Here is a 23,247-nt window from a genome sequence, read left to right on the forward strand (position 1 = left end):
GTGGCTGAATTCAATTGGCAGTTAAAGACTATTCAAGGACATACTAGCCTTCAAAACACCCATCCGCCCTTTCGTTCTGAATTATGGAATAAATCAATAGAATTAATTTCCATTGATAATTGACTTGCTAATACATATAATAAGAACAAATGTTCCTATTATTGATGAGGTGAGAACAATGGATTACTCCACATACCCACGAAATGATTTACTTTGTATAGATATGCGTTCATTTTATGCAAGTATTGAAGCCGTTAAATTAGGGTTCGATCCAATGACGGTTCAACTGGCTGTTGTTGGCGACACAAATCGAACAGGTAGTATTGTACTTGCAGCTTCACCCGCATTAAAAAAGAAACATGGTGTCAGCAATGTAAGTCGATTTTTTGAACTACCAGATGACCCTGACATTCACATAGTAAATGCCCACATGGCCGATTATTTAACAGTTTCTATGGAAATCACAAAACTAATTAACCAATATGTACCGAAAGAAGCTATCCATCAATATTCTGTTGACGAGGTTTGGGTTACTGTAAATGGGCTTCAAAAGTTGTTTGGCGATCGATGGCAAGTTGCTACGTTAATAAAGCGAGATATCTTAGAAAACATGGGTATAACTTGCTCTATCGGTATAGGTGATAATAAATTTCTTGCAAAGGTCGTTATGGATTTACACGCAAAAAAAGCAGGGATAGCTGAATGTAAGTATGAAGATGTGGAAGAAAAGCTGTGGCCATTTCCAGTTCAGGATATTTGGGGAATAGGCCGACGAATGCAGAATAATCTAAACAGAATGGGAATCGTTAACCTTGGGCAGCTAGCAGGTTTCCCATTAAAACAATTAAAAAAACGTTTTGGAATTATGGGTGAACAGCTTTACTGGCACGCCTGGGGTATTGACCTTAGTCCTGTTTTAGGTGATTTTACCAAGACTGAGCAAAAAGGATTTGGTCATGGAATCTCCTTATTACGTGATTATTCAAAAGAAGAAGTTGCCGCTTGTATTCTCGATCTTAGCGAAGAAGTATGCCGTAGAGCGAGAACCGCTGGTAAAGCCGGAAGAACAATCCATCTTGGTATATCCTATTCGAAAATAACAGGTGGAGGCTTTAGTCGATCAAGATCAATAACATTCCCAACAAATATTACGATGGAAGTCTACGGTGTATGTATGCAACTATTTGATCAATTTTATGATGGTATCAGTGATATCAGACATGTGTATGTGACGTTAGATAAGCTCTTTGACAATGGAGAAACGCAATTGGACTTATTCGATGATAAACCAAAGAAAAAAGATATCGGCTATGTAATGGATTCAATTCGCGATAAATATGGGGCAACTTCCATACTTCGAGCTACCAGCTATACGAATGCAGGGATCACCATTGGAAGAAGCAAAAAAATAGGTGGTCACCAAGCATAGAAAACCCTTGCGCTAATTAAACGAAAGTTAAACAACTTTTCATGTTTATCTTTTCAGAAATATGATAATATTGTTTTATCGCATAAAAAGACAAATTGCGCAGCAGCAGAAACACGGGGGTTAAAAATGAATAGAAATTTAATAAGACAGCTGTATTGGGTTATACCTGGGATCATTATTGTTTTTGGATTGGCTTTATTATTTTATCAAAATTTCTCCAAGGTTACGGAACAACCTGCATCAGATTGGAGTAGAGGTCTAACAATTGGTAAAACGGATGTGAATAGGCTACCACCTATAAAAGAGACAAAAAATGGAGAATATATCATAACAAGTTTTAAAGATGAAAAATTAGCTACAACAACGATTACTGATGAATTCATTGTACAAGACATAAAAACATATGACATTCCAGTAGACAAGTGGACACAGGTTTACCAACAGGATGATCATCTTATCTATTTTGACTATACAAATATATACGATAAAAAAAAGAATGAAATTATCTCTGATGTTGAGCGGTTCTATCCTTTGAAAAACACCATTCTTTATATAAAAGAAAATGTATTATATCGGCTTTCTCCAGAAAATAAGGAATCAACAAAGATTATGGATATTGATTTAAATAAGCAGGATGTCATTGCACAACAAAACACAGACGGGATAAATATATTAACGTATACATTGGAACTCCAAAAGGTCAATATAAAGCTATATAAATTGAAAAACGGCGACGCTAACAAGATATATCAGACTGTAGTTAATGTAGAACCTGGGAAAATTGTAACAAATATAGCATATGCACTTGATGGTCAAAAATTCGGGGTAGTGCTTCAGGAAGAATTAGAAACATCTCAAGGAAAACCAGTATTTTTTAACTATTTTATGCAAACAACGATTTCTGAACAAAGTCCGCAACCTTTGCATGAAATAACGTTACATGACCCCGCAGGAAATAGTAATTTGACCGAGATTTCAAATGTCATTCTGAAATACAAAGAGGGCAAACCCAATTTATTATTCCAAGCAAATGGTCAAACCGAAACACAATATAATGATAGTACCGCCTTCAATATTTACAAAGCAGAAATACATGAAAATGGTACGACAACAACCGAACGACGTAGTAATAGTCCTGCAATATCAAGCGAACCACAATGGATTAATGATGAAACAATCGCATGGTTGGATATGGATTCAGATGGTAATGAAATAAACATTTCATCGAGTAATATTGCTGCAATTAGTCAAGCGGCTGGATTTGATAAAGATGACTGGATACGAGCACTTGGTAAAACGCTTGGAATGTTATCTTCATCTATTTTTGCTATTGCGATATCTTCCGTATGGTTTATATGGCCGATAGCTTTCATTGCTCTACTGTATTTCTTTAGAACGAGAACGATTGATTACGATCCGAGTTGGTTTTTTTACACCGGAATTGGAATATATGCTGTTGCAGCACTAGTATTGAAAAATCAATTTTTTGTAAACAACATTTATATGAATGCGCCAGATTATTTAATCTTTAATGGAAGCTCTTATTTCTATATGTTTTTATTTGCTGCCATAGCTTTTGGTATCGTGCAAGTAACAAAACGAGCAAATGGATGGGATGGCGCCGTAAGAATTATGTACTTTGTAGGTGTACATATTCTCCTATTAACAACATTCTTTGGTCCCTATATACTTTAAATGTTGCTAAATTTGTATAACTAATTGCACCGTTTTTTGTATTAAAAATAAAGGATCTCGGTTCAGTTAATTGAACCGGGATCCTTTTATATTTTTCAAATGCTTCCTCAACTAACGCTGCCCGTTGAAGGACAGTTCTTCACCATCTTCAGTTATTGTTTCTTTGCAATGATAATGTATATACCACCTGTCGGATATAACTTCTCTGTTACTCTCAGTCCTGCATTCGTTATTTCTTGTTCCATAATTGATGAGGCAATTCTAGGATGGCTATGGGTAGGATTATCTTTCTTTTCAATTTCAATACAAACGAAATATCCATCCGGTTTAAGCACTTGTTTAATTTGCTGTAATGAGTTAGATAATTTCTTTACCTCATGTAGAACCAATGAAGCTAATGCAAAGTCAATTGAATTGTCGGATAGCGGAATATCATCAATACTACCTTTAAGTGCTTTGACATTTGTAATATTTTCTTTTTTTGCCTTGGAATTTATAACCTCTAACATATTAGAATCTATATCCAATCCAAAAACCATCCCCTCCACTATTTTAGCAGCTGGGATTGTGATGTACCCTGTTCCTGCACCTAAATCTAAGAAATTACCAGCTTTCTTTACAGGAAGCATATTCAGTAGTTTTTCTGGCAGTATATCTCCTCTTCTTTCAGGGTTATCAAGGAATTCAATTTTTTTTGCTAAACGTTTCATTTCTATAGAATTGTGATCTTTTTTTTCCATATAATTAATTCTCCTTTTTAATAATGAGTAGTTTATCGCTTTTGACCTTTTAAAAATCTTCATTAACTAAGTCACTTATTATTTTATCTTCTCCCTTCAATTAAATACTTTAAAGACTCCTAATATCTATAATTAGTATAAAAAATAAATTGTAACAATTGTTAATTACAATTCATTTTTTGATTTGATTTGTTTTGCAATATCAATAATATATTTTTTGTTTAGTTCATTTTTCATCTTTTCTTCTGCTTTAAACATTACATTCTCAATTAAGCAATCTTCATTTCTAGATAGTTGTTCGTGTTCCAATGAACAACTGAAAAAAGTTGTCTTACCTTCAATAGCGTAAATTACATCTAAAAAAGACATATCATGAGATTGTCGTACTATACTATATCCACCATTAACACCAGGATTTGATTCGATTAGTCCTGCTTTAACAAGTTTTGTTAAAATCTTAGAAAGGTATGTTGGTGAGAGATTTTGCATTTTAGCTAACTGTTCTACTCCAATAGATTTTCCCTTTGGTGTTAAAGTTAAATATACCATTGTGTGTAAAGCATAATTTGTGGCTTTTGAATATTTCATTATATCCCTCCTAAAAGATACATTAAGGACCTTTAATATCCTTAATTGACTTTAAATTAAAATCAAATAAATGTCAAGATGTTTACCTTATTTCTTTTATTCTATAAGTCCTATCAAACTGTTCCTCTTGTTCAACTGCTTCGTTAGCACAAAAAGCGACTGCCCCTCTTGCAATCGCATCCGTTTGATTGTTTCTGGTATTCTAAGAACTAAAAGAACAAAAGCGCATAAAAAAAACGCGAATTCCCAATGGAATTCACGTGTGAAACATCCTACAGGTACATATGAAAAACAACTCTGTACTCATATTCATATAAATATAGGTAATTATTGTTTTTATTTAATAACCCGAAAATTCTTCTATCCGGATGTTGTTTTCGTCTACCCCCGTATCAACGAGCATTTGATGCATATCTTTGACCATATCAGGAGGACCGCACAGATAGTAAATCGGCGTGCTAATATCCGATACATTTCTCTTGAGCATATCGGCGTCAATCAAACCGCTTTCTCCACTCCATTCATTGGGTTCAGTATCAGTCATCACGGGCACATACGTAAAATTGGAGTTCTTTTCGGCAAAGCCCTTTAAATCGTCCATGAACGCTGAATCTACGGGCGTTTCATTGGAATACAACAGGGTGAGCTTGTGAGTTAGTTGGTCATGTGTAGCCTGTGCAATGATGCTCCGCACCGGCGTGATGCCGATACCTCCGATTATAAATACGGCCGGCGTCGTTTCGGTTTCGTGCAAGGTAAATTCACCGCGGGGCTCATCAAATTTCACCTCTGTACCAACCGTGAAATCTTCCAGCATCTGTTTAAATGCCGAATCGGATATACGAGTGGCCGTCATAACCTCTTCTTCATATGGAGCGGATGCCATTGAAAAAGCACGCTCTTTAGCTTCCTCGTCAGTCATTTTCGGTTTAATCAGTGTCATATCACAATATTGTCCAGCTTTAAATGTAAACCCCTGAGGCTTTTCCCAGTAAAAGGCCATCGTGTCATTCGCTATCTCTTCTTTTCTTCGTAATTTTGCTTTGTATTTCGGCAGCATTTGCTCCTACTCCCTTCCTCCGGTACTTATCTAACACTTCTTTATTTATATTCTTTACAACCTTAACGTGTAATATGTATCCGGAACTCGCAATTAAAAAGGAGCACAATCTCTTATTACTGATCTGCGCGCGCGCCCGATTTGATGTAGATCAATTTTATAATTTTCATTTCTTCTTATAGCATGTTCAAGTAATGTCATCCAGGTGAGGAACAAAACCAAGAATCACATTCCTCCAGGTCCACGATACCTATCTTTTTCAATAGCCCTTTCAACTTCTTTTTCCTGTTCTGTTTTTTCGCGATAAGGGGTATGGAATTTCTTTTTTTGTTTTCGTTTATCAAAGTAAACCATTAAAGTAATAAATAGAATCAAAAACAATCCCCATAAGATGTTAGAAAGCAAATAAATCCCTCCTAATGTTTTGTTAACCAACCTGCCATTTTAGCACAACTACGGTAGCCACTTATTAGTTTTTAATGTCAAAACATACAACTAGCAATTCCCTGTCCATTTTCACTCTATTTATAGTATTGACGATGATTTTATCCTCCACAGGAATGGTAGGATATCAATATAACTAGTCAATGGCATAAAGGCCTCTAGTATATTCTATGCAAGAGATAGAGCGAATAGAACCTATTAATCTTAATTTATTTTATTTGTAATCCTTGTCACCCTCTTTTAAACAAGCTGTAACCACAAATAAAGAGATACCGTGGTACGATTAGTTTGTCAATAAATAAAGGGGGACTACATAATGAAAAAGTTAGTATCTTTATTTGTAGGTTTATTTTTTATAGGCATTTCTGCAATATCCGTATCTGCAGCTGAATATGAAGTGCAAAAGGGAGACACTCTTTGGAATATTGCAATCAATCATAATACAAACGTGGAAGAGTTAATGGATATAAATGGATTAGACTCTTCTTTGATTTATCCAAAACAAGTATTGAAAATTAATGAAAGTAAAATAGAGCATTACATGGTACAAAAGGGAGATACACTGAGCCAGATCAGCAAAGATTACGGTGATGGCGTAACGGTCGCAAATCTAAAAGCGTGGAATGATCTTCCTACTGATTTGATCATAACCGGACAACAGTTGATAGTAAATGGGCCGGAAACTACACAACAGGAAGCAACAAAACAAGTGAAACAAAAAACTAATACAGATGCTCATGTCTCAAAATCCGAATCAGTCGAAGTGAAAGCAAGTAGGGATGTAAGTAAACTGGAAGAGAAAAAAGAGTCCAAGAAACAACAAACAAAAGTAGAAGGCAGAACATTATCTGTTGAGGCAACTGCTTACACAGCATATTGCACAGGATGTTCAGGGATAACCGCAACAGGTGTGAACTTGAGGGAGAATGCGAATGCGAAAGTTATTGCCGTTGATCCGAGCGTTATTCCGCTTGGCACAAAAGTTTATGTGGAAGGCTATGGGTATGCCGTGGCAGCGGATACCGGTGGTGCTATCAATGGGAATAAAATAGATGTCCATTTTCCGACTAAAGATCAAGCGTACAACTGGGGCAGAAGAATAGTAGACGTTACCATCATCAACTAATTGTGACATGGAAAGGTCTTTAATAGAAATACTTTCCCGGATACATTCCTAACTTCCTAAGATGTTTTACGAAAGAATAGAAATACAACCAAAGAATATAGCGAAAATAAAACAATAATTCCCCGTTCTTTTCGAACTCTAGTGTCATCTATTTATAAAGGCTTTGGAGAAAATTGCTCCAAAGCTTGACTTAATAATCCATTTCAATTTTTTTAAAATTTAATGGCTTATCATCTAGTTGTCATAAAAATACATCCCTGTAGGACTACTTTTTGAATGATAACCCTTTTGTCTGCAAAGACGCCCTAAGTTTAGGTATAGAGCTTGGTCCCATACCATGAAATTGTAAAATCTCGCTTTCGCTAAAGTTTGATAGCTGTTGTAAAGTTGATATTCCATTGTTCTCTAGCGCCCGTCTGGCTGGTGCTCCAAGTAGTGAAAGAAATCCGTCATTAGGTTTCCGTTCTTGCTCGCAAATTGGGCAGGTTGGACAGTCACTACTTTTATAATATTTGTGTCCTTTGTTACAAGTCCTTACATTTTTCTTTGAAGTAGTCATTTAATGACCTCTTTTCTCAAGAATTTTTAGCTTCCTTTCATCTTTTTCTGTATAGAAAAGTTTTAGCCTTATTGAAATTGAAATTGTTACACCCTATTAGAATACTTATATATTTAATTTAGGCAATATTGTTTTTAACTCAATTAAGTCATCTATTACCATATCAGCCTGAGAAAGTTCATCTTCTCGTGCAAAATCAAAATTACATCCTATCGAAACTAAACCATTATCTTTAGCCGCGTTTATATCAGATAGACGATCTCCGACCACTGCCGTATTTTTAATACTATACTTCTCTATAATTGTCTTAACTAAATCTGCTTTATCCATCGTTTGTATTTGTTGAATACTAAATGTTTCAGTAACCCAATTATCCAAATTATAATAACTCACAATTGCTTTTAAATACTCCGTTAAACCATTACTTGCTATGTAAATTGAAAAATTATTCTCTTTTAAATAACTGAAAACTTCCTTCACATTAGGATATAGAGCACCTTTCCCACTTCTTATATTTTCAACTAATCTTTCCAGAAAATAAGCATTAGTTTGTTCTCTTACCTCATTGGAATGATTGGGTAACAAGACTTCCCATACTTTTGGTAAAGGTACACCCATAATTTCACGGTATTTATCAATAGGGGTTACTGTATCCCATTTACTTAATGATCGTAAATGGTCAAAAGTATCAACAAGTGATAATTCTAAAATTTTATCTGTTTGAAATAGTGTTCCATCCATATCAAATATTAGTGATTGAGACATTTACTTTTCTCTTCCTTTTAAAATGATTTTCACCGTAACTTCTCTATCTGCGAATTTTTAAAAAAAGAACCTTTAATCCAAAGATAGATCAAAGGTTCTGTGTTTTAAATTATTTATGAAAAACTTTTTCATTAAATATCTTTGATTCTAACCAAAGAATTAACTATAGACTAGCTCTCTTTGCTCTTCATGTTCTTCTTGCTCTTTTTCTCTTAGACCAAGCGTCTCTGTTGTTGAAGTATAAATTTCGTGCAGAAGCTCTGGATTCTCCATTAGTGACACGCCATAAGAAGGAATAATTTCTTTGATTTTTGGTTCCCACTCTTTCATGTGTTGCGGGAAGCATTTATTAATTACATCAAGCATAACGTGAACAGCAGTAGAAGCACCTGGAGAAGCACCCAATAATGCTGCAATCGAGCCATCATCGGCACTAACAACTTCCGTACCAAATTGTAGCGTCCCTTTGCCGCCTTCAGGAGTATCTTTAATAACCTGTACACGTTGTCCAGCTACTACTATATCCCAATCCTCGCTCTTAGCGTTCGGGATAAACTCACGTAATTCTTCCATGCGCTGTTCTTTCGATAACATAACCTGCTGGATCAGGTATTTTGTCAATGACATCTCTTTTGCGCCTGCCGCCAACATAGTTAAGACATTATTCGGTTTTACGGAATTTACTAAATCGAACATTGAACCTGTTTTTAGGAACTTCGGTGAGAAGCCGGCAAATGGTCCAAATAGCAACGACTTTTTATTGTCAATATATCGTGTATCAAGATGCGGAACAGACATTGGTGGAGCACCAACTTTAGCTTTCCCGTATACTTTAGCATGATGTTGCTCAATAACTTCCGGATTATTACACCCCATGAAAATTCCGCTAACTGGGAATCCGCCAATATGTTTTCCCTCAGGAATACCAGATTTTTGCAGTAAATGCAGGCTTCCGCCCCCACCTCCGATAAAGACGAATTTTGAAGTATGGTGTTCGATGTTTCCGCTATCGACATTACGCACCTTTAATTCCCATGAACCATCGCTAGTACGTTTAAGATTATCAACACTTTGTTTATATTTTATATCGACGTTTTTAGTCTTTAAGTGGTCAAACAACTTGCTCGTTAAAGTACCAAAGTTTACATCCGTTCCAGAGTCATTTTTTGTTGCCGCTATTGCTTCATTGGATGTGCGGTCTTGCATAATAAGCGGAATCCAATCCATCAGTTTTGCTGGGTCCTCAGAAAATTCCATCCCGTGGAACAAAGGATTGTTTGACAGCGCTTCAAAACGTTTCTTCAAGAACGTTACATTTTTATCCCCTTGAACCATACTCATATGAGGCAATGGCATGATAAAGTCCTGCGGGTTATTTATCAGCTTGCTGTTTACAAGATAAGACCAAAATTGCGTTGAAAGCTGAAACTGTTCATTAATTTTAATAGCTTTGCTAGTATCTATAGATCCGTCCGGTTTTTCAGTTGTGTAGTTAAGCTCACACAGTGCCGCATGCCCTGTTCCCGCATTATTCCACCCGTTAGAGCTTTCCTCCCCTGAATTTTCAAGCTTCTCAAACACTTTAATTTCCCATTCCGGTACTAACTCTTTCAGGAGTGTGCCCAAAGTCGCACTCATGATTCCGGCGCCAATTAAGATGACTTCTGTTTTAGATTCACTGTTGCTCATTTTAACCTTCCTTACTCCCTATATTTACAGAAAGGATGTAGGCTCTCCTGCTTAGGCCACCTAGTCACACACCTTATCTGTCTCGATTATAACCATATTCTAGTGTATTACAATTATTAATAGATTTAAATATCTACTAAAGTTTAAGTACATTTCTTCATAATCTCTGTATTTATTTTAACATAAATATTCAAAATCAGGGGAAGTCAAACATTTACAAATAAATTGGTAAATGTTTGTATGCCAATTTACATATGAAATTGTAGATATACACTAGCTTCTTTGTATCACATTACAATTTTAATGGTATTAAACCGAAAATGCTATTATAAACAGAAAAAATGGCCATCAAATTACACATAAAAGAATTGATGGTCATTTAGCTTTACATTTTAATGTTTGTGATAGTAGAGGACCCATTTTGTACTTATATAGCCTTAAAGACCTCTGTTATTTCAGATCAACGTAAAACTTGGGTTATTAACCATCATAATCATTTCCTGATTTACCCCAATAATAAAGAAACATAGCTGAAGAAATAATTCCCAATACTACAATGATGAAGCTAACAATAATCACTCCTTCAATTAATATTTAATTATATATAATATGTATTTTTATATCAACACAGGGGCAAATTTAAATGAGTACTGCCCTATGCATTCTCTATTACATGTCGCGTGCAATTATGTAGCTCCAGTTCCCACTCACTCGTTTTCTTTTGGAGAACAGTTAGGGAACAGTTTTTCAGCGACTTTTCGTTTAAATGGGGAAACAACTCTCTGAGCAGATGTTTAATGAAAGATCCATGACTAACAATTAATACGCTCTCTCCGTTATGGTTTTGTATTACCTCGTGAATTAATGATAGTCCTCTGTCTATAACGCTATCTGCACCTTCAATCCCTAAGTCTAATTCCTTCCAATTGCTACCCCACTTTTCAATTCTTTCTTCTTCCGTGGTCCCTTCAATCCGCCCGCCGCCTACTTCACGCAGCCTTGGTTCCGAATAAATTTTACTATGACCCAATCTATTACCAATAACTTCAGCAGTTTGCCTTGCTCTTAATAAATTACTAGAATAGATGATGTCCCATTCTTCTTCACTCAAACGTTCTGCAAGTTTAGTAGCCTCTGAATGTCCATCGATGTCGAGCGGAATATCCGAATTCCCCTGCGCCCTTCTTTCCTTATTCCAGGCTGTACTCCCGTGACGGATAATACCAATTCTAACCATATTCACACATCCAATCATTAAAAGTTTTTGAAGAAAGAATTACAATACTACCACCATAAACATTTTTGTTGTTCTAGTGGATTAAATCTAAAAGGGCTTCAGGTACAAGGTGTAACTGCCCTTTTTGAAATTCGGTCATAGGCTTCCACATTGCTTTATATGTTTTTCCATCATCCTCTTTTCCTACAATCGAATCTTTTTCATAAAGCGCAGTATCAACAAACTTTGCATCATAAACCTGAACTATTTCATGTCCTATATCCCCGTTAAACGTAAAAATATTTTCGATAGTTCCTATGTATTCAAGACTGTGAATAGCCTCCTCTATTTCTTCTTCAACCTCTCTAATTAACGCATTTGCGCTCGTTTCTCCGTATTCTATTCCACCACCGATTGGACGATAAAAATAATCATCTTTTACCGGATCATAGCCTTCAGCAACTAAGATGGAACAATCTTTTTGAAAGATACAAATTACCAACGGTCGTATTATTCCTTTTCTCACACAAAAATCCTCCAATTTAAAAAACCTTTTTTATTCTATCCCATTAACAAGGATAGATAATTTAAGAATATGAACCAGCCAAAAGATCCAATACTTATTGACAAAACAGTAATGGATAAGTATGGATGGTATCCCGTATCCTTTCTGGAACGAAAGAAGAATATGCTAGACACAAGAATACTAATAATGAAAAACACGCCGAGAAATACCGTCCATAAATTGTTGGATCTAAGGTCAAATCCAATAAAAAAATTCGCTATAAAACATGCGTTGATTACAAACATAATTATTAAAATAACCTTTCTCATGCTTTTCTCCTTTCTTACACACAATATTCAGACTTACAATTACAAGGCGTTTAATCTTTATTCATATAAATCGTCATATTCATAAGCTGCTGACCAGTGATACGGTTGGACTTCTGACAAAGTTTTAAAAACGATATCTTTTCCCGGTAAAGTAACCGCAACTTTAACATCTGGCCCCCAGTAAAACAGTCTTTCTTGGCATATACCACATGGGGATAGAACCTTAAATTCTGAGTTTTCATCATCACGAACCACACATATTGAATGTGTTACTTTTTTAGTCAATTTATGAGCTTCTAATATTGATCCAGTTTCCATGCAAAGTTCAGTAGATGCGTTTATTACCTCTGGTGCTATACTAGTAAGAATTGTACCGTCTTCCAACCCCATAGCTGCAGCACCACCCCAACCAGTTGGGTATTTTTTTTCAATTAATTCAATTACTGCTTTATATAATTTCTTTTCTAAATCCATATTATTTTCCTCCGTTTATGTTACTCATTACAGTACTAGCCCAGTAAAATTTGTGTACATTTATTTTAACACAAATATTCAGATTAGTTTCTAATGAAAAGACCATTGTATGTAAAAAGGCGCGAACCATTATTTCGGATACGCGCCTTTTTGTGGCATACACTCCTAACTCAATTACATAGTGTAAATCTAATCATTAAAAAGTTTATTGTTCATTTAAGTTGATTTTTACTGGTTTCAATTCAAGTGGCATATTCGCGCTTAAAATCCCTAAATTAACTCTTATCACATAATCATCAATATTAAAGTTATCACTAATATCAAAAGTACTTCTGAAGCGAAGATTGTCCTTATCTAGTACTTTTACAGAATGCTTAATTGGTTTCTGATAGACATTTTTCTCAGATTCTTTAACTAACATTACATCATTTCTGGCAAAGTTTTTAAAGCTCGTGAGGTGTCTATTATGATTATCCCCATGATTAAATTGAAAATCAATAACAAACCTTTCACCTTTTACGACCATATCTTCCACTGTTACCGATAGATTTTGCCTACTGGTTATTATATCCACGGGTGTTTGTTGATCTAATTTGACAAACTGGTCATCTAAAGATAGAGCTACTTTCGGGTGTATTTCTATAAATTCTGTTTTCCCTTTGAGCTCTTGTGGGATAATACTTCTTCCTTTTACAATCACTTGGTTATCCTTTTTTGTTTTTTCTAAATCGATACCGTCCATCGAAATATTAATCTCATTTCCCTGGTCATCATACGCTTCTATTCGCACTTGATCATGTTTGCCTTCAATTGGAAAGGCTGCTGTATAATTAATAGCTGTGGATGCTTTCCCTGCGATAATCGAATCAAAATGAACCTTCACATTTGCTTCATTATTGCTTCGTTCCTTATCTACTGTAATCATCTCGTAAGGTAACTGTTTAATCGGAACATCAAATTTCCATACTCCTTCTTCTTCCCCAATCCTCATAAATTCTAAAGGAAAAGTGGCAGTATCAGGTAAATTTGTTTTCGGGTAACTCACTTGTACATGCCCAGTGTAACCTTTATCCGTGGACTCCAAATGTACGATTTCTTTACTTTCAGTAATGCTTTCATGACCATTAAAGATTTCATAGAAAGCAGAAAGTCGACCCTCTTGATCCGTTTTCACATCTCCACTTACATCAAAAGTGACGCCAATAACCGCTCCATCATAATAAGCGCTCGTAATTGTTACATCTATCCCTTTATAACTAGCTGTTTTATCTAATTGAGTTATAAGTTGTTGTGACTCCAGATTTCTTCCTACTAAATCATTAAAATTAGAATATAATTGTCCCACTAATGGCACATCAGCCAACACATGGGATACAGAAGGAACTAAAAAGCTAGACGACAGTAAAGTAAAAGCTGCTGCAGTTGAAATTATAAATCTTCTAGTTCTTCCTATCTTTTTCTTGAACTCAGAACGTTCACTCGCTTTTTGTATTCCGCTCCGAATTGCTTTTTGAACATCTTCTTGCGGGACATGTATTTCATCATATTTATCTTGAAATAACTTTTCCTTCATTGTACCCCATCCCTTCTAAAATAGTTTTTAATCGCTTTTTTCCTCTTTGAAGGTAAGTTTTCACCGTATTTCCAGGTACGTTCATGATTGAAGCCACTTCTTTAATTGGTAGATCCTGATAATAAAATAAAATAATAGCATCACGGTAAGTATCCTGTAACTCATTAATCGCCTTAACTAAATCCATGTGTTCAATACTTCTTTCATCTTTCTTTGATGAAATTTCACCCACATTTTCAATTGGTATATCTTTTTTCTGCTTGTTCTTCAGATCATAAGCACTATAGATGAGAATTCTTGTTAGCCATGTTGAAAAGTATTTATCCTCTTTTAACGTCCCAATTGATGAAAATGCCTTATAAGAAGTTTCCTGTACAATATCCAGTGCATCTTCGCGATTACCTGTATAAAGAAAAGCAGTACGATACAACTGTTCACTATGTAGCGAAAGTAGATTTTCAAATGCTTTTTTGTTTCCATTTTTCGCTTTTCTAATAAGTTTTAAATGATTCATGTTTGCCCCCCTTTACCATTAGAGAAGAATATAAGTATAAAAGTTTCAACTTTTTTTGTAGATAAAAAATTTATTGCATTAAAAAACGTGTTAAACGGATAACAGTTTAACACGTTAATTCAATAGATAACTTGATACACATAAAGAAAGAAAAATACTTATATAGCCTTCCAGACCTTTTTTATCTTTTTTAAATTCAAATATCCCATAAATAAGCAAAGAAATTCCTATTAGCAACATCGTAAAACTTACTATTATATTCACCTACGCTTTCTTCTATGGACCCAAGTCCAATAAGCAAAAATAGCAATTATGGGTATCAATAGTGGTATTAGTTGAAAGTCATTTGGTAAGAAAAAAGACAATACTATGCTTAAAATCATGGCTGGAATCACCCATATAAACCAAACTCTTACTTGCTTATTAGTAAAGCTAAGTTCAAATTCCTTTCCCATTACCATTTCTCCTTTTTTTCATTGTCAGGCAGATAAATAGAGATATTAAAGACCTATTTTAAAGCTGTTCCTATCATTCACCCTGAAATTCTGTAGAATCATTTCTTATTAAATTGTTTTTTTAAAATGAGTTCCATTGCATTTGGAAAAAGTGTGTACAGCTTACTGCCAAATTCCATCCATCCAGGCATATTGATTTCGCGTTTCCTTTTAAATAATTGTTTTACAATCTTATTTGCAACCCGGTCTGGATCAAGCATATATGCTGCTACCTGAACTTGATAATTTCCAGTAGGATCTGCATCATTAAAGAAGTTCGTTCGCACTGGCCCAAGGTTAACAGCTGTTACAGCGATGTTTTTACCCGCAACTTCCATTCTTAATGCATTGGTAAAACCAAGAACTGCATGTTTGGTAGAAGCATAGATAGATGATTTAGGTGTCGCCATTTTCCCGGCCTGTGATGCAATATTTACAATATGCCCTTCTCCATTGACAAGAAAGTGTTTTAATACTTGCTGTGTACCCTGAACAAGTGCGAAGACATTTAGTTCAAACATCTTTTTGGCTTCATGCCAGTCCATCGATTCGACAGATTCGAATAACCCGGTACCGGCATTATTAATTAAACCATGCACATGTGGATGGTCAACAAGAATTTGGTCAAATACATCAACACGTTCTGCCTCATCCAGCAGATTAACTTGATAACAATAGGTCTGAATACCAAATGCTTCACTAATTTGTTGTTGAATTCTTTCTAGTTTATCAATGGATCTAGCAAGCATAATTGGTATACCACCATTTTTAGCAATATGCCACACAAGCCTTTCTCCAATTCCACTTGATGCACCTGTAACAATAATTTTTTTAGATGTTACCCGATTATTCATTTAATTCACCTTATAATAATACACGCCATCATGCATAGCTTTACTCACTTTTTCTTGATCTTCAAGAAAGTCGAGTTGCCCAGTTGTTTCTGACATGGTTAAATCTAATTGTTTATCAATTTGTTTAGGAAAAAGTTTTTGGCATAGCTGAAACGGTGTCTGTTCCCCATCTTGAAGCATTTGAAGAACTTTTGATGCCCGTTGTTCCTGTTTCTTTAATTGGGCGGGAACCAACCCATCCAAGTTCGTTATATTTTTTCCATGCCCTGGGTATACAGTGGAAATTCCGAGTGACAAACATTTCATTATGTTTCTGCGATATTGAACAAGCGGCTTTGCCCGCTCTTCTCCATTATATGGTGGTTCAATAATTGGATTTGGCGAAATGTGTTCGAGAATGTGATCCCCTCCGATAAAAGCACCATCTGCCTCTCGGAAAAATGAGAGGTGGCTTTGAGCGTGGCCTTTCGTATCAATCACTTGCCAATCCGAATGGCCCGGCAAGTGGCTATTTTCTTCTAATAATGTGGTTAGTTTTCCTTCACCAGCATATTGTAAAGGCTCTTCTAACTTTTTCAAAAAGCCACTAAAGGACTTTGGTACACCAGAGGCAACAAAAAAGTCACGATAAAATTGAACATATCGTTTGAAAAATTCTTCGTTTCTTGTTAACCATAAATCATTATTTTTGTGTCCTGCTAATGAATCCGCTTTTCGGAATTCCCCAACAAGACCGATATGGTCAGGATGATGGTGTGTTAAGATAATCTGCTCAATATCGTTCGGATGATATCCTAAATTCTTTAATTGAGCTTTTAATGCTTCCCAAGCTTCTTTCGTTTTTACGCCTGCATCGATTAATGACAACCGATCCCCTTTAAGTAAGTAAACATGTGTATCGCCTACCGCAAATGGTGTTGGTATAGTTATTTTTGTAATTGTGTCATGCACTACTTTCATACTTAAACCCCTTAATGAATGATCATTCAGTTTCCCCTATTTTATCGCTAATTCAATTAAATGTCACACATATTAACCTGTAGGGATTAATAAACGATGAATCGCCTTTGTTAAAATATGCGGTAAATACTCAAAGCTGTACACTAACTCTACACGTTCAGTCCATTGATGTGGTGCCTTTCCGAGCGGTCCAATATTTAAAATGGGCATAGTTAATTTTTCCATGATATCCTCTGGAAAAACAAATCCATTGTTTTGAAGAGGCATGTTTATGGTTAATTGATTTAGTTTACCTTTCGATGAAACAGGACCAAGGAAACTCAAGTCAGATAATCCAGTAAAAAATTCAGCAACCGTTAGATCCATTTCGTACGTAGATGACGTATAGGTTCTCACATGGTCCATCACGTCTTTAATATACGGATCATCATAAGATGAAACTGCTGGATAAAATGGGGGACTGTAAAATAAAATAATCATAGGTGCCAAGTCTTTGCACATATATGCTAGATCCTGAACGAGCAATGTTGAAAAATCACGATCACCCTTATCGCGTTGACTCACCAATAAATTTTGGCGTCTCACCACTTCATGCTCACCGTATCGTTTTACAGCTTCTGCATATAAGTCTTCGTACATCATGACGGAAATATTGATATTCGGCATCGTAAAATCAGTAGCAAATTTGGCATAATTGTCTGCTTTTTGCTTCACATAGCTTTCTATTTCCTGTGCAGCCATTTTTGTACTGGCAAGCAATTTTTTATTAATTTCATCAAAGGTTTGCTTTAGATACAACACATTGTACATAGAGATAGCTGCATTAGGTGTTTGAACCGAATATTCTTCTTTTAAATCGCGTTGCATTAAACTAACGGGAGGCGGCGTGACCTCATCATCAATTTTTTCAATAAAGGCCTCATTTAACTCAAGATGTTGCGACAAGAAGCTCACCATTAGATTAGGATTAATTCCGGCAAATGGTTCACCTACGTGGGATTCCTTACCATAACAATAAAAGCCTGGAAGTACCTTTCCAATCGACCCTGCATATACATAATAAGCTGAATCTCCTGGATATTTACTAAACATAGGTTCGCCATTTAAACATGCTTGATAAACTAGGTCTTCATCTTCTTTAAGCTGGTTTAAAACAGGTAAAGCTGTTAACATACCTTGTGAATTCACTTCTTCATCAGGTACTGTTACTAGTAAAATATTACCGTCAAATTCATCATCTATTGCCTGTTCTATTAATGACATATGTAATGTTAAACCTGCTTTCATGTCCATAGAACCACGACCGAATAGCCATTCGCCCGTTTCAATATCTTTACGAACCTCGTCTGGCAACTCATCTTTAAGCCGTTTCATTTCCTGTGTCAATTCTCTTGGGTGAAAAGCTAAATTCTGCAAAGACCCATAATCTTCTACTCCAACAACATCAAAATGGCTTAATAAAATAACGGTTTCTTTTTTGTTACCTTTTTTCACTAATGCAGTAAGTAACCTTCTACCATCGTCTAAAGGATGCAGTTTCAGATGATGGTCATTCCTTAGAAAATAGTTCTTTTGTGCGAGTAAATGATGTATGTATTCGGGAAGTGCAATCTCAGCCGTACTCCCTGTTATACTTTGATGGTTTATAAGTGAGCAAAGAAGATCAGTTAATTCCTCTTTCGTTTGCCAGTTTTTCATACTACATGCCCCCTAATAGATTGACTTTTCAGTGAAAATAAAACAGAATCATACATGAGGTGAAGCGATTGTCTACAAAAATAATAGCACATCGCGGTGCAAGCCAATTAGCACCGGAAAATACATTACCTGCGTTTCAACTCGCTTATGAGTTAGGTGCAGATGTTATCGAAACTGATGTCCAGTTAACAAAGGATCAAGTACCTATACTTATTCATGATGAAAGCTTAAAACGAACGACAGATGGATATGGTTACGTAAAAGATTACACGTACCAGGAACTAAAACAATTTGATGCAGGTTCATGGTTTTCACCATCCCTGAAGAATACTACTTTATTATCATTAGATGAATTTCTTAATTGGATAAAGGATAAGCCTTTATGCTTAAATATAGAACTAAAAAATAATAAGATAGACTACAAGGACTTAGAAAAAATTGTATATACCATGTTAAAGGATTATCGATTATTAAATCGTACCACATTGTCAACGTTTAATCCATGGAGTATTAAACGTATGAAAAAGATTGACAAACAGATTGATTCTGCCTTTCTTACATCTAGACGAAGAAAAGATTTAGTTGGTTATGCAAAATCACTAGGAGCCCATGCTATCCATGTGAAATACCGGTTACTTAGTCGTAAACTTGTAGACAGATGTCATCAAGAAGAGATGGCTATTCGCATCTATACAGTTAATAAAACGATAAACATAAAGCGCTGTATTAACTTGGAGTGCGATGGGATAATTACCGACGTTCCAGGCAAAGCACGAAATATTATAAAAAAAGCGTAGGCGACTGGTTAGAAGCAGACGCATAAGCAAGGGACCGCAGAGTGCAGCTCTTTTGCACTCGAAGTGTTCATTGCTTATGACGGCAGCTTCTAGGAGCCGTAGCTAGATAAAAAAAGCGTAGGCGACTGTTCAGCGGCGTACAGATAGATGGGCATGTGAAAAGTACGGTGACCTTACCGTACGTTCATCAGGACCAACTATCTGCTAGGCGCTAGAAGCCAAAGCTAGATAAGAAAAGCGTAGGCGCGAGGAGGATATATAAATGAATAAATTATTTACACCGATTCAATTTGGAAACGTAACACTGAAAAATAGAATTACCATGTCACCAATGTGTATGTACTCATGCTTTGATAAAGACGGCAAAATCACTCCATTCCATATGACACATTATGTTTCCCGTGCTGTGGGACAAGTAGGATTAGTTTTTACGGAAGCAACGGCAGTTCAACCGGAGGGGCGAATTTCATCACAAGATTTAGGAATTTGGGATGACGGGCAAGTTGAAGGATTAAAGGAACTGAATAAACAAATTCATGAATATGATGCAAAATCAGGAATTCAGTTGGGTCATGCAGGTAGAAAAGCGGATTTAGAATCAACTATTCATGCCCCTTCTGCTATTGCTTTTAATGAAAATTTTAAAGAGCCAAAAGAAATGTCAGTGGACGATATTCAAGCAACTGTTACAGCGTTTACAGAAGGAGCTAGGCGATCAAAAGAAGCTGGATTCGATATCATTGAATTGCATGGTGCGCATGGCTATTTAATTAGCCAATTCCTATCTCCATTAACAAATAAGCGCACAGATTCATATGGAGGATCACGCGAAAACCGTTACCGCTTCCTATCCGAAATTATTGATTCTGTAAAAACAGAATGGGACGGTCCTGTTTTTGTTCGTATTTCAACAGACGAATATAATGAAAACGGTAATACGCTTGAAGATTTTTTCTATTACGCGAAGGAAATGAAAAAACAAGGTATTGAATTAATCGACTGCAGTTCTGGTGGAGTAGTACCGGCACGAATCTCAGCATATCCGGGTTATCAAATTCCACGTTGTGAAGCAATTAGAAAAGAAGCTTCTATCCCAACAGGTGCAGTTGGCCTTATTACTAATGGTATTCAAGCGGAAGAAATTTTACAAAACGATCGGGCTGATTTAATCTTTGTTGCTCGCGCCCTGCTGAGTAATCCATACTGGGCAAAAGAAGTAGCAGACGAATTAGGTCAATCAATTGAGGCTCCAACACAATACAAGCGTGGTTGGAAATAGGAGGGATTTATATGGAATTGATTTTCCTTGGTACTGGTTCGGGAGTACCATCTAAAGAAAGAAACGTCTCCTCCCTGGCATTAACATTACTTCAGGAACAAAATAGCATATGGCTGTTCGATTGTGGTGAATCAACACAACATCAAATATTAAGAACATCGATACGTCCCAGAAAAATTAATAAAATTTTTATTACTCATTTACACGGAGACCATCTATTTGGACTTCCTGGTTTGTTGAGCAGTAGGTCGTTCCAAGGCGGCGATGACTTACTAACTATCTACGGACCAGAAGGTATAAAAGAATATGTTGAGACGAGTCTTCGGGTAAGTGGCACTCATCTAACTTACCCATTATCTATTATTGAGCTTTCGGAAGGAAAATTGTTTGAGGATGATACTTTTAAGGTATATTGTAAGAAGCTTCATCACGGAATTCCGAGCTATGGATTTCGGATAGAAGAAAAAGATAAACCAGGCGAATTGCTTGTTGAGAAATTGAAAGAAAAAGGTATTCATCCTGGTCCAATTTATCAGCAAATCAAAGAACAAGAAACAAGCGTTTTGCCAAATGGTGATTCTATTTCTAGAGCTGATTTTTTAGGACCTAACAAGAAAGGACGAACAATTTCTATTTTAGGAGATACACGTTTTACTGAAAATAATAGAGAGTTTGTGTCAGAGTCCGATGTATTAGTCCATGAAGCTACATTCAATCATGCAAGTGAGCAATTAGCTGAACAATATTTTCATTCAACAACAACACAAGCTGCAAACTTGGCTAAAAACGGATCTGTTCAAAAACTCGTATTAACACATATTTCATCACGTTATCAAAAGAAAGATTACCAGGACTTAGTCCAAGAAGCACGAGCCATTTTTCCGAACACAGAGCTCGCACATGATTTTTTTGTAATGAACATCCCTGCTAAAAAATAATATTAGTGAAGGAGTTGTTACGGATGAACCCGTTCCAAGTATTAATAGATGAGCAACGTACATTTTTTAAATCTGAAAAAACGTTTACCTACGCCTTTCGCAAAGAACAGCTGGAAAAGCTCAGAAACATGCTGAAAACCTATGAAAAAGATGTCTACCAAGCTCTTGAAGCAGATTTTGGCAAATCAAGATATGAAACCTTAACAACGGAACTTGGATTTCTATATAGCGAAATAGATGTCACGCTAAAAAATTTGAAAGAATGGATGAAACCAAAAAAGGTTGATACACCAGTAACACATAAAGGCTCTAAGAGTTATATTATAGCCGAACCATATGGCGTAACGCTTACTATTGCGCCATGGAACTATCCACTGCAATTAGCAATCGCTCCTGTGATTGGTGCACTAGCAGCTGGTAATACAGCAATAATTAAACCATCTGAATTTACACCAGCGACATCTTCCCTACTTGTACACATGATTGGGTCAACATTTGGTAGTAAATATGTTGCAGTAGTTGAAGGTGAAAAAGAGGTTAGTCAGCAATTACTTGAATTGAAATTTGACTACATCTTTTTTACAGGAAGCACTACCGTTGGGAAAATCATTATGAAACAAGCGAGTGAACATTTAACCCCCGTCACATTAGAACTTGGTGGAAAAAGTCCGGCAATTGTAGATCAGGATGCCAATATAGACTTAGCTGCAAAACGTATTGTCTGGGGTAAGTTTACGAATGCTGGACAGACTTGTGTCGCACCAGACTTTTTATATGTACATGAGAAAGTTAAGCAAAAATTAGTTAAATCTATGAAAAAGTATATTAAATCCTTTTACGGCAAGAATCCTATTAACAATAAAGAATATGGACGAATTGTCAATCAAGATCATTATTACCGGTTAAAGGATCTATTAACGGAAAGTAATATTGTGCATGGTGGAGGTATGAATCCGGACCTGTGTTCCATTGAACCGACGATAATAGAAGATATCACATGGGATGATGACATTATGCAAGAGGAGATATTCGGTCCATTATTACCAGTGATGACATTTGCTAATTTAGAGGAAGCAATTGCAACCTTAAAGGAAAAAGAAAAACCGTTAGCACTCTATTATTTTGGAGAAAACACTCAATCCCAGCAAAGAGTGTTAGATAGTCTATCATTTGGCGGTGGATGTATCAATGACACCCTTTACCATTTAGCAAATCCAAACCTGCCATTTGGTGGTGTTGGTAACAGTGGAATGGGCTCCTATCATGGCAAGGATAGCTTCGATACGTTTTCACACAAGAAAAGTGTTCTTAAACAAACAACGAAATTCGACATTCCATTACGCTATCCAGGGAGTAAAATAGCCCAAAGTATTACAAAACGAATTATGAAGTAAGTTCAAATAAAAACTCACACCTTTTTAAAAATCAGGTGTGAGTTTTTATTAGCAGTTGAGAAAGTATAAACTGTGTACCTTGAATTTCTTAGCCACCATGCAAGGCCACGTCCAGCTCCAGCGCCCA

The 23,247-nt window shown here is 35.9% G+C and carries 22 protein-coding genes; 7 read left to right on the plus strand and 15 right to left on the minus strand.

The window, feature by feature from the left end:
* The first annotated feature begins 178 nt into the window (after positions 1–178).
* Together LG329_RS01985 and LG329_RS01990 are read left to right on the plus strand one after the other, a co-directional pair.
* A complete protein-coding gene (locus LG329_RS01985) occupies positions 179–1,429 on the plus strand; it encodes a DNA polymerase thumb domain-containing protein (RefSeq protein WP_404452916.1) in 1,251 nt (416 codons plus the stop codon).
* 126 nt (positions 1,430–1,555) lie between these two features.
* Positions 1,556–3,124 carry a hypothetical protein gene (locus tag LG329_RS01990; protein ID WP_404452917.1) on the plus strand — a complete coding sequence of 523 codons (1,569 nt, stop codon included), beginning with the start codon at positions 1,556–1,558 and terminating at the stop codon, positions 3,122–3,124.
* A gap of 152 nt (positions 3,125–3,276) precedes the next feature.
* Here LG329_RS01990 and LG329_RS01995 read toward each other — a convergent pair whose 3' ends face one another.
* From LG329_RS01995 to LG329_RS02010, 4 genes are all read right to left on the minus strand, one after another.
* Positions 3,277–3,864, minus strand: a complete 588-nt coding sequence (locus LG329_RS01995; protein ID WP_404452918.1) for a class I SAM-dependent methyltransferase — start codon at positions 3,862–3,864, stop codon at positions 3,277–3,279.
* Positions 3,865–4,029: 165 nt separating this feature from the next.
* Positions 4,030–4,452 carry an Rrf2 family transcriptional regulator gene (locus tag LG329_RS02000; protein WP_404452919.1) on the minus strand — a complete coding sequence of 141 codons (423 nt, stop codon included), beginning with the start codon at positions 4,450–4,452 and terminating at the stop codon, positions 4,030–4,032.
* A 340-nt stretch (positions 4,453–4,792) separates the two neighbouring features.
* Positions 4,793–5,512, minus strand: a complete 720-nt coding sequence (locus tag LG329_RS02005) for a ferredoxin--NADP reductase (protein ID WP_404452920.1) — start codon at positions 5,510–5,512, stop codon at positions 4,793–4,795.
* Positions 5,513–5,737: 225 nt separating this feature from the next.
* A complete protein-coding gene (locus LG329_RS02010) occupies positions 5,738–5,917 on the minus strand; it encodes a hypothetical protein (protein WP_404452921.1) in 180 nt (59 codons plus the stop codon).
* A gap of 355 nt (positions 5,918–6,272) precedes the next feature.
* On the opposite strand from LG329_RS02010, the gene LG329_RS02015 reads away from it, so the two are divergent.
* A complete protein-coding gene (locus LG329_RS02015) occupies positions 6,273–7,082 on the plus strand; it encodes a LysM peptidoglycan-binding domain-containing protein (RefSeq protein ID WP_404452922.1) in 810 nt (269 codons plus the stop codon).
* Between the two features lie 265 nt (positions 7,083–7,347).
* Here LG329_RS02015 and LG329_RS02020 read toward each other — a convergent pair whose 3' ends face one another.
* The 11 genes from LG329_RS02020 to LG329_RS02070 all read right to left on the minus strand — a co-directional run bounded on the left by LG329_RS02020 (position 7,348) and on the right by LG329_RS02070 (position 18,712).
* Positions 7,348–7,641 carry an RNA polymerase alpha subunit C-terminal domain-containing protein gene (locus LG329_RS02020; RefSeq protein ID WP_404452923.1) on the minus strand — a complete coding sequence of 98 codons (294 nt, stop codon included), beginning with the start codon at positions 7,639–7,641 and terminating at the stop codon, positions 7,348–7,350.
* 105 nt (positions 7,642–7,746) lie between these two features.
* Positions 7,747–8,406, minus strand: coding sequence for an HAD hydrolase-like protein (locus LG329_RS02025; protein WP_404452924.1), 660 nt, complete (start codon positions 8,404–8,406; stop codon positions 7,747–7,749).
* Between the two features lie 159 nt (positions 8,407–8,565).
* Complete coding sequence (locus tag LG329_RS02030) at positions 8,566–10,095, minus strand: malate:quinone oxidoreductase (protein ID WP_404452925.1); 1,530 nt, start codon at positions 10,093–10,095, stop codon at positions 8,566–8,568.
* A 655-nt stretch (positions 10,096–10,750) separates the two neighbouring features.
* On the minus strand, positions 10,751–11,332 hold the full coding sequence (locus LG329_RS02035) for a histidine phosphatase family protein (RefSeq protein WP_404452926.1): 582 nt from the start codon (positions 11,330–11,332) through the stop codon (positions 10,751–10,753).
* A gap of 73 nt (positions 11,333–11,405) precedes the next feature.
* Positions 11,406–11,837: an NUDIX hydrolase gene (locus tag LG329_RS02040; RefSeq protein WP_404452927.1), complete on the minus strand. Its 432-nt coding sequence runs from the start codon at positions 11,835–11,837 to the stop codon at positions 11,406–11,408.
* Between the two features lie 365 nt (positions 11,838–12,202).
* Positions 12,203–12,619, minus strand: coding sequence for a cytidine deaminase (locus LG329_RS02045; protein WP_404452928.1), 417 nt, complete (start codon positions 12,617–12,619; stop codon positions 12,203–12,205).
* A gap of 205 nt (positions 12,620–12,824) precedes the next feature.
* Positions 12,825–14,192, minus strand: coding sequence for a DUF4179 domain-containing protein (locus tag LG329_RS02050; protein ID WP_404452929.1), 1,368 nt, complete (start codon positions 14,190–14,192; stop codon positions 12,825–12,827).
* The gene (locus tag LG329_RS02055; RefSeq protein ID WP_404452930.1) at positions 14,167–14,706 is read right to left on the minus strand and encodes a sigma-70 family RNA polymerase sigma factor; all 540 of its coding nucleotides are present in this window, start codon (positions 14,704–14,706) and stop codon (positions 14,167–14,169) included. Before LG329_RS02055 ends, LG329_RS02050 begins: the two co-directional genes overlap by 26 nt.
* 553 nt (positions 14,707–15,259) lie before the next feature.
* Positions 15,260–16,054, minus strand: a complete 795-nt coding sequence (locus tag LG329_RS02060) for an SDR family NAD(P)-dependent oxidoreductase (RefSeq protein WP_404452931.1) — start codon at positions 16,052–16,054, stop codon at positions 15,260–15,262.
* The gene (locus tag LG329_RS02065) at positions 16,055–17,014 is read right to left on the minus strand and encodes an MBL fold metallo-hydrolase (protein ID WP_404452932.1); all 960 of its coding nucleotides are present in this window, start codon (positions 17,012–17,014) and stop codon (positions 16,055–16,057) included.
* A 72-nt stretch (positions 17,015–17,086) separates the two neighbouring features.
* Positions 17,087–18,712 carry a M20/M25/M40 family metallo-hydrolase gene (locus LG329_RS02070; RefSeq protein ID WP_404452933.1) on the minus strand — a complete coding sequence of 542 codons (1,626 nt, stop codon included), beginning with the start codon at positions 18,710–18,712 and terminating at the stop codon, positions 17,087–17,089.
* A gap of 68 nt (positions 18,713–18,780) precedes the next feature.
* Here LG329_RS02070 and LG329_RS02075 point away from each other — a divergent pair, with 68 nt between their 5' ends.
* From LG329_RS02075 to LG329_RS02090, 4 genes are all read left to right on the plus strand, one after another.
* Positions 18,781–19,509, plus strand: coding sequence for a glycerophosphodiester phosphodiesterase (locus LG329_RS02075; protein WP_404452934.1), 729 nt, complete (start codon positions 18,781–18,783; stop codon positions 19,507–19,509).
* Between the two features lie 262 nt (positions 19,510–19,771).
* Positions 19,772–20,788, plus strand: a complete 1,017-nt coding sequence (gene namA / locus LG329_RS02080) for an NADPH dehydrogenase NamA (protein ID WP_404452935.1) — start codon at positions 19,772–19,774, stop codon at positions 20,786–20,788.
* Positions 20,789–20,799: 11 nt separating this feature from the next.
* Positions 20,800–21,726 carry a ribonuclease Z gene (gene rnz, locus LG329_RS02085; protein ID WP_404452936.1) on the plus strand — a complete coding sequence of 309 codons (927 nt, stop codon included), beginning with the start codon at positions 20,800–20,802 and terminating at the stop codon, positions 21,724–21,726.
* A 23-nt stretch (positions 21,727–21,749) separates the two neighbouring features.
* On the plus strand, positions 21,750–23,120 hold the full coding sequence (locus tag LG329_RS02090; RefSeq protein WP_404452937.1) for an aldehyde dehydrogenase: 1,371 nt from the start codon (positions 21,750–21,752) through the stop codon (positions 23,118–23,120).
* Positions 23,121–23,247 lie beyond the last annotated feature (127 nt).

The organism is Virgibacillus necropolis (assembly GCF_044793635.1).
Lineage (GTDB): Bacteria > Bacillota > Bacilli > Bacillales > Amphibacillaceae > Virgibacillus_F > Virgibacillus_F necropolis_A.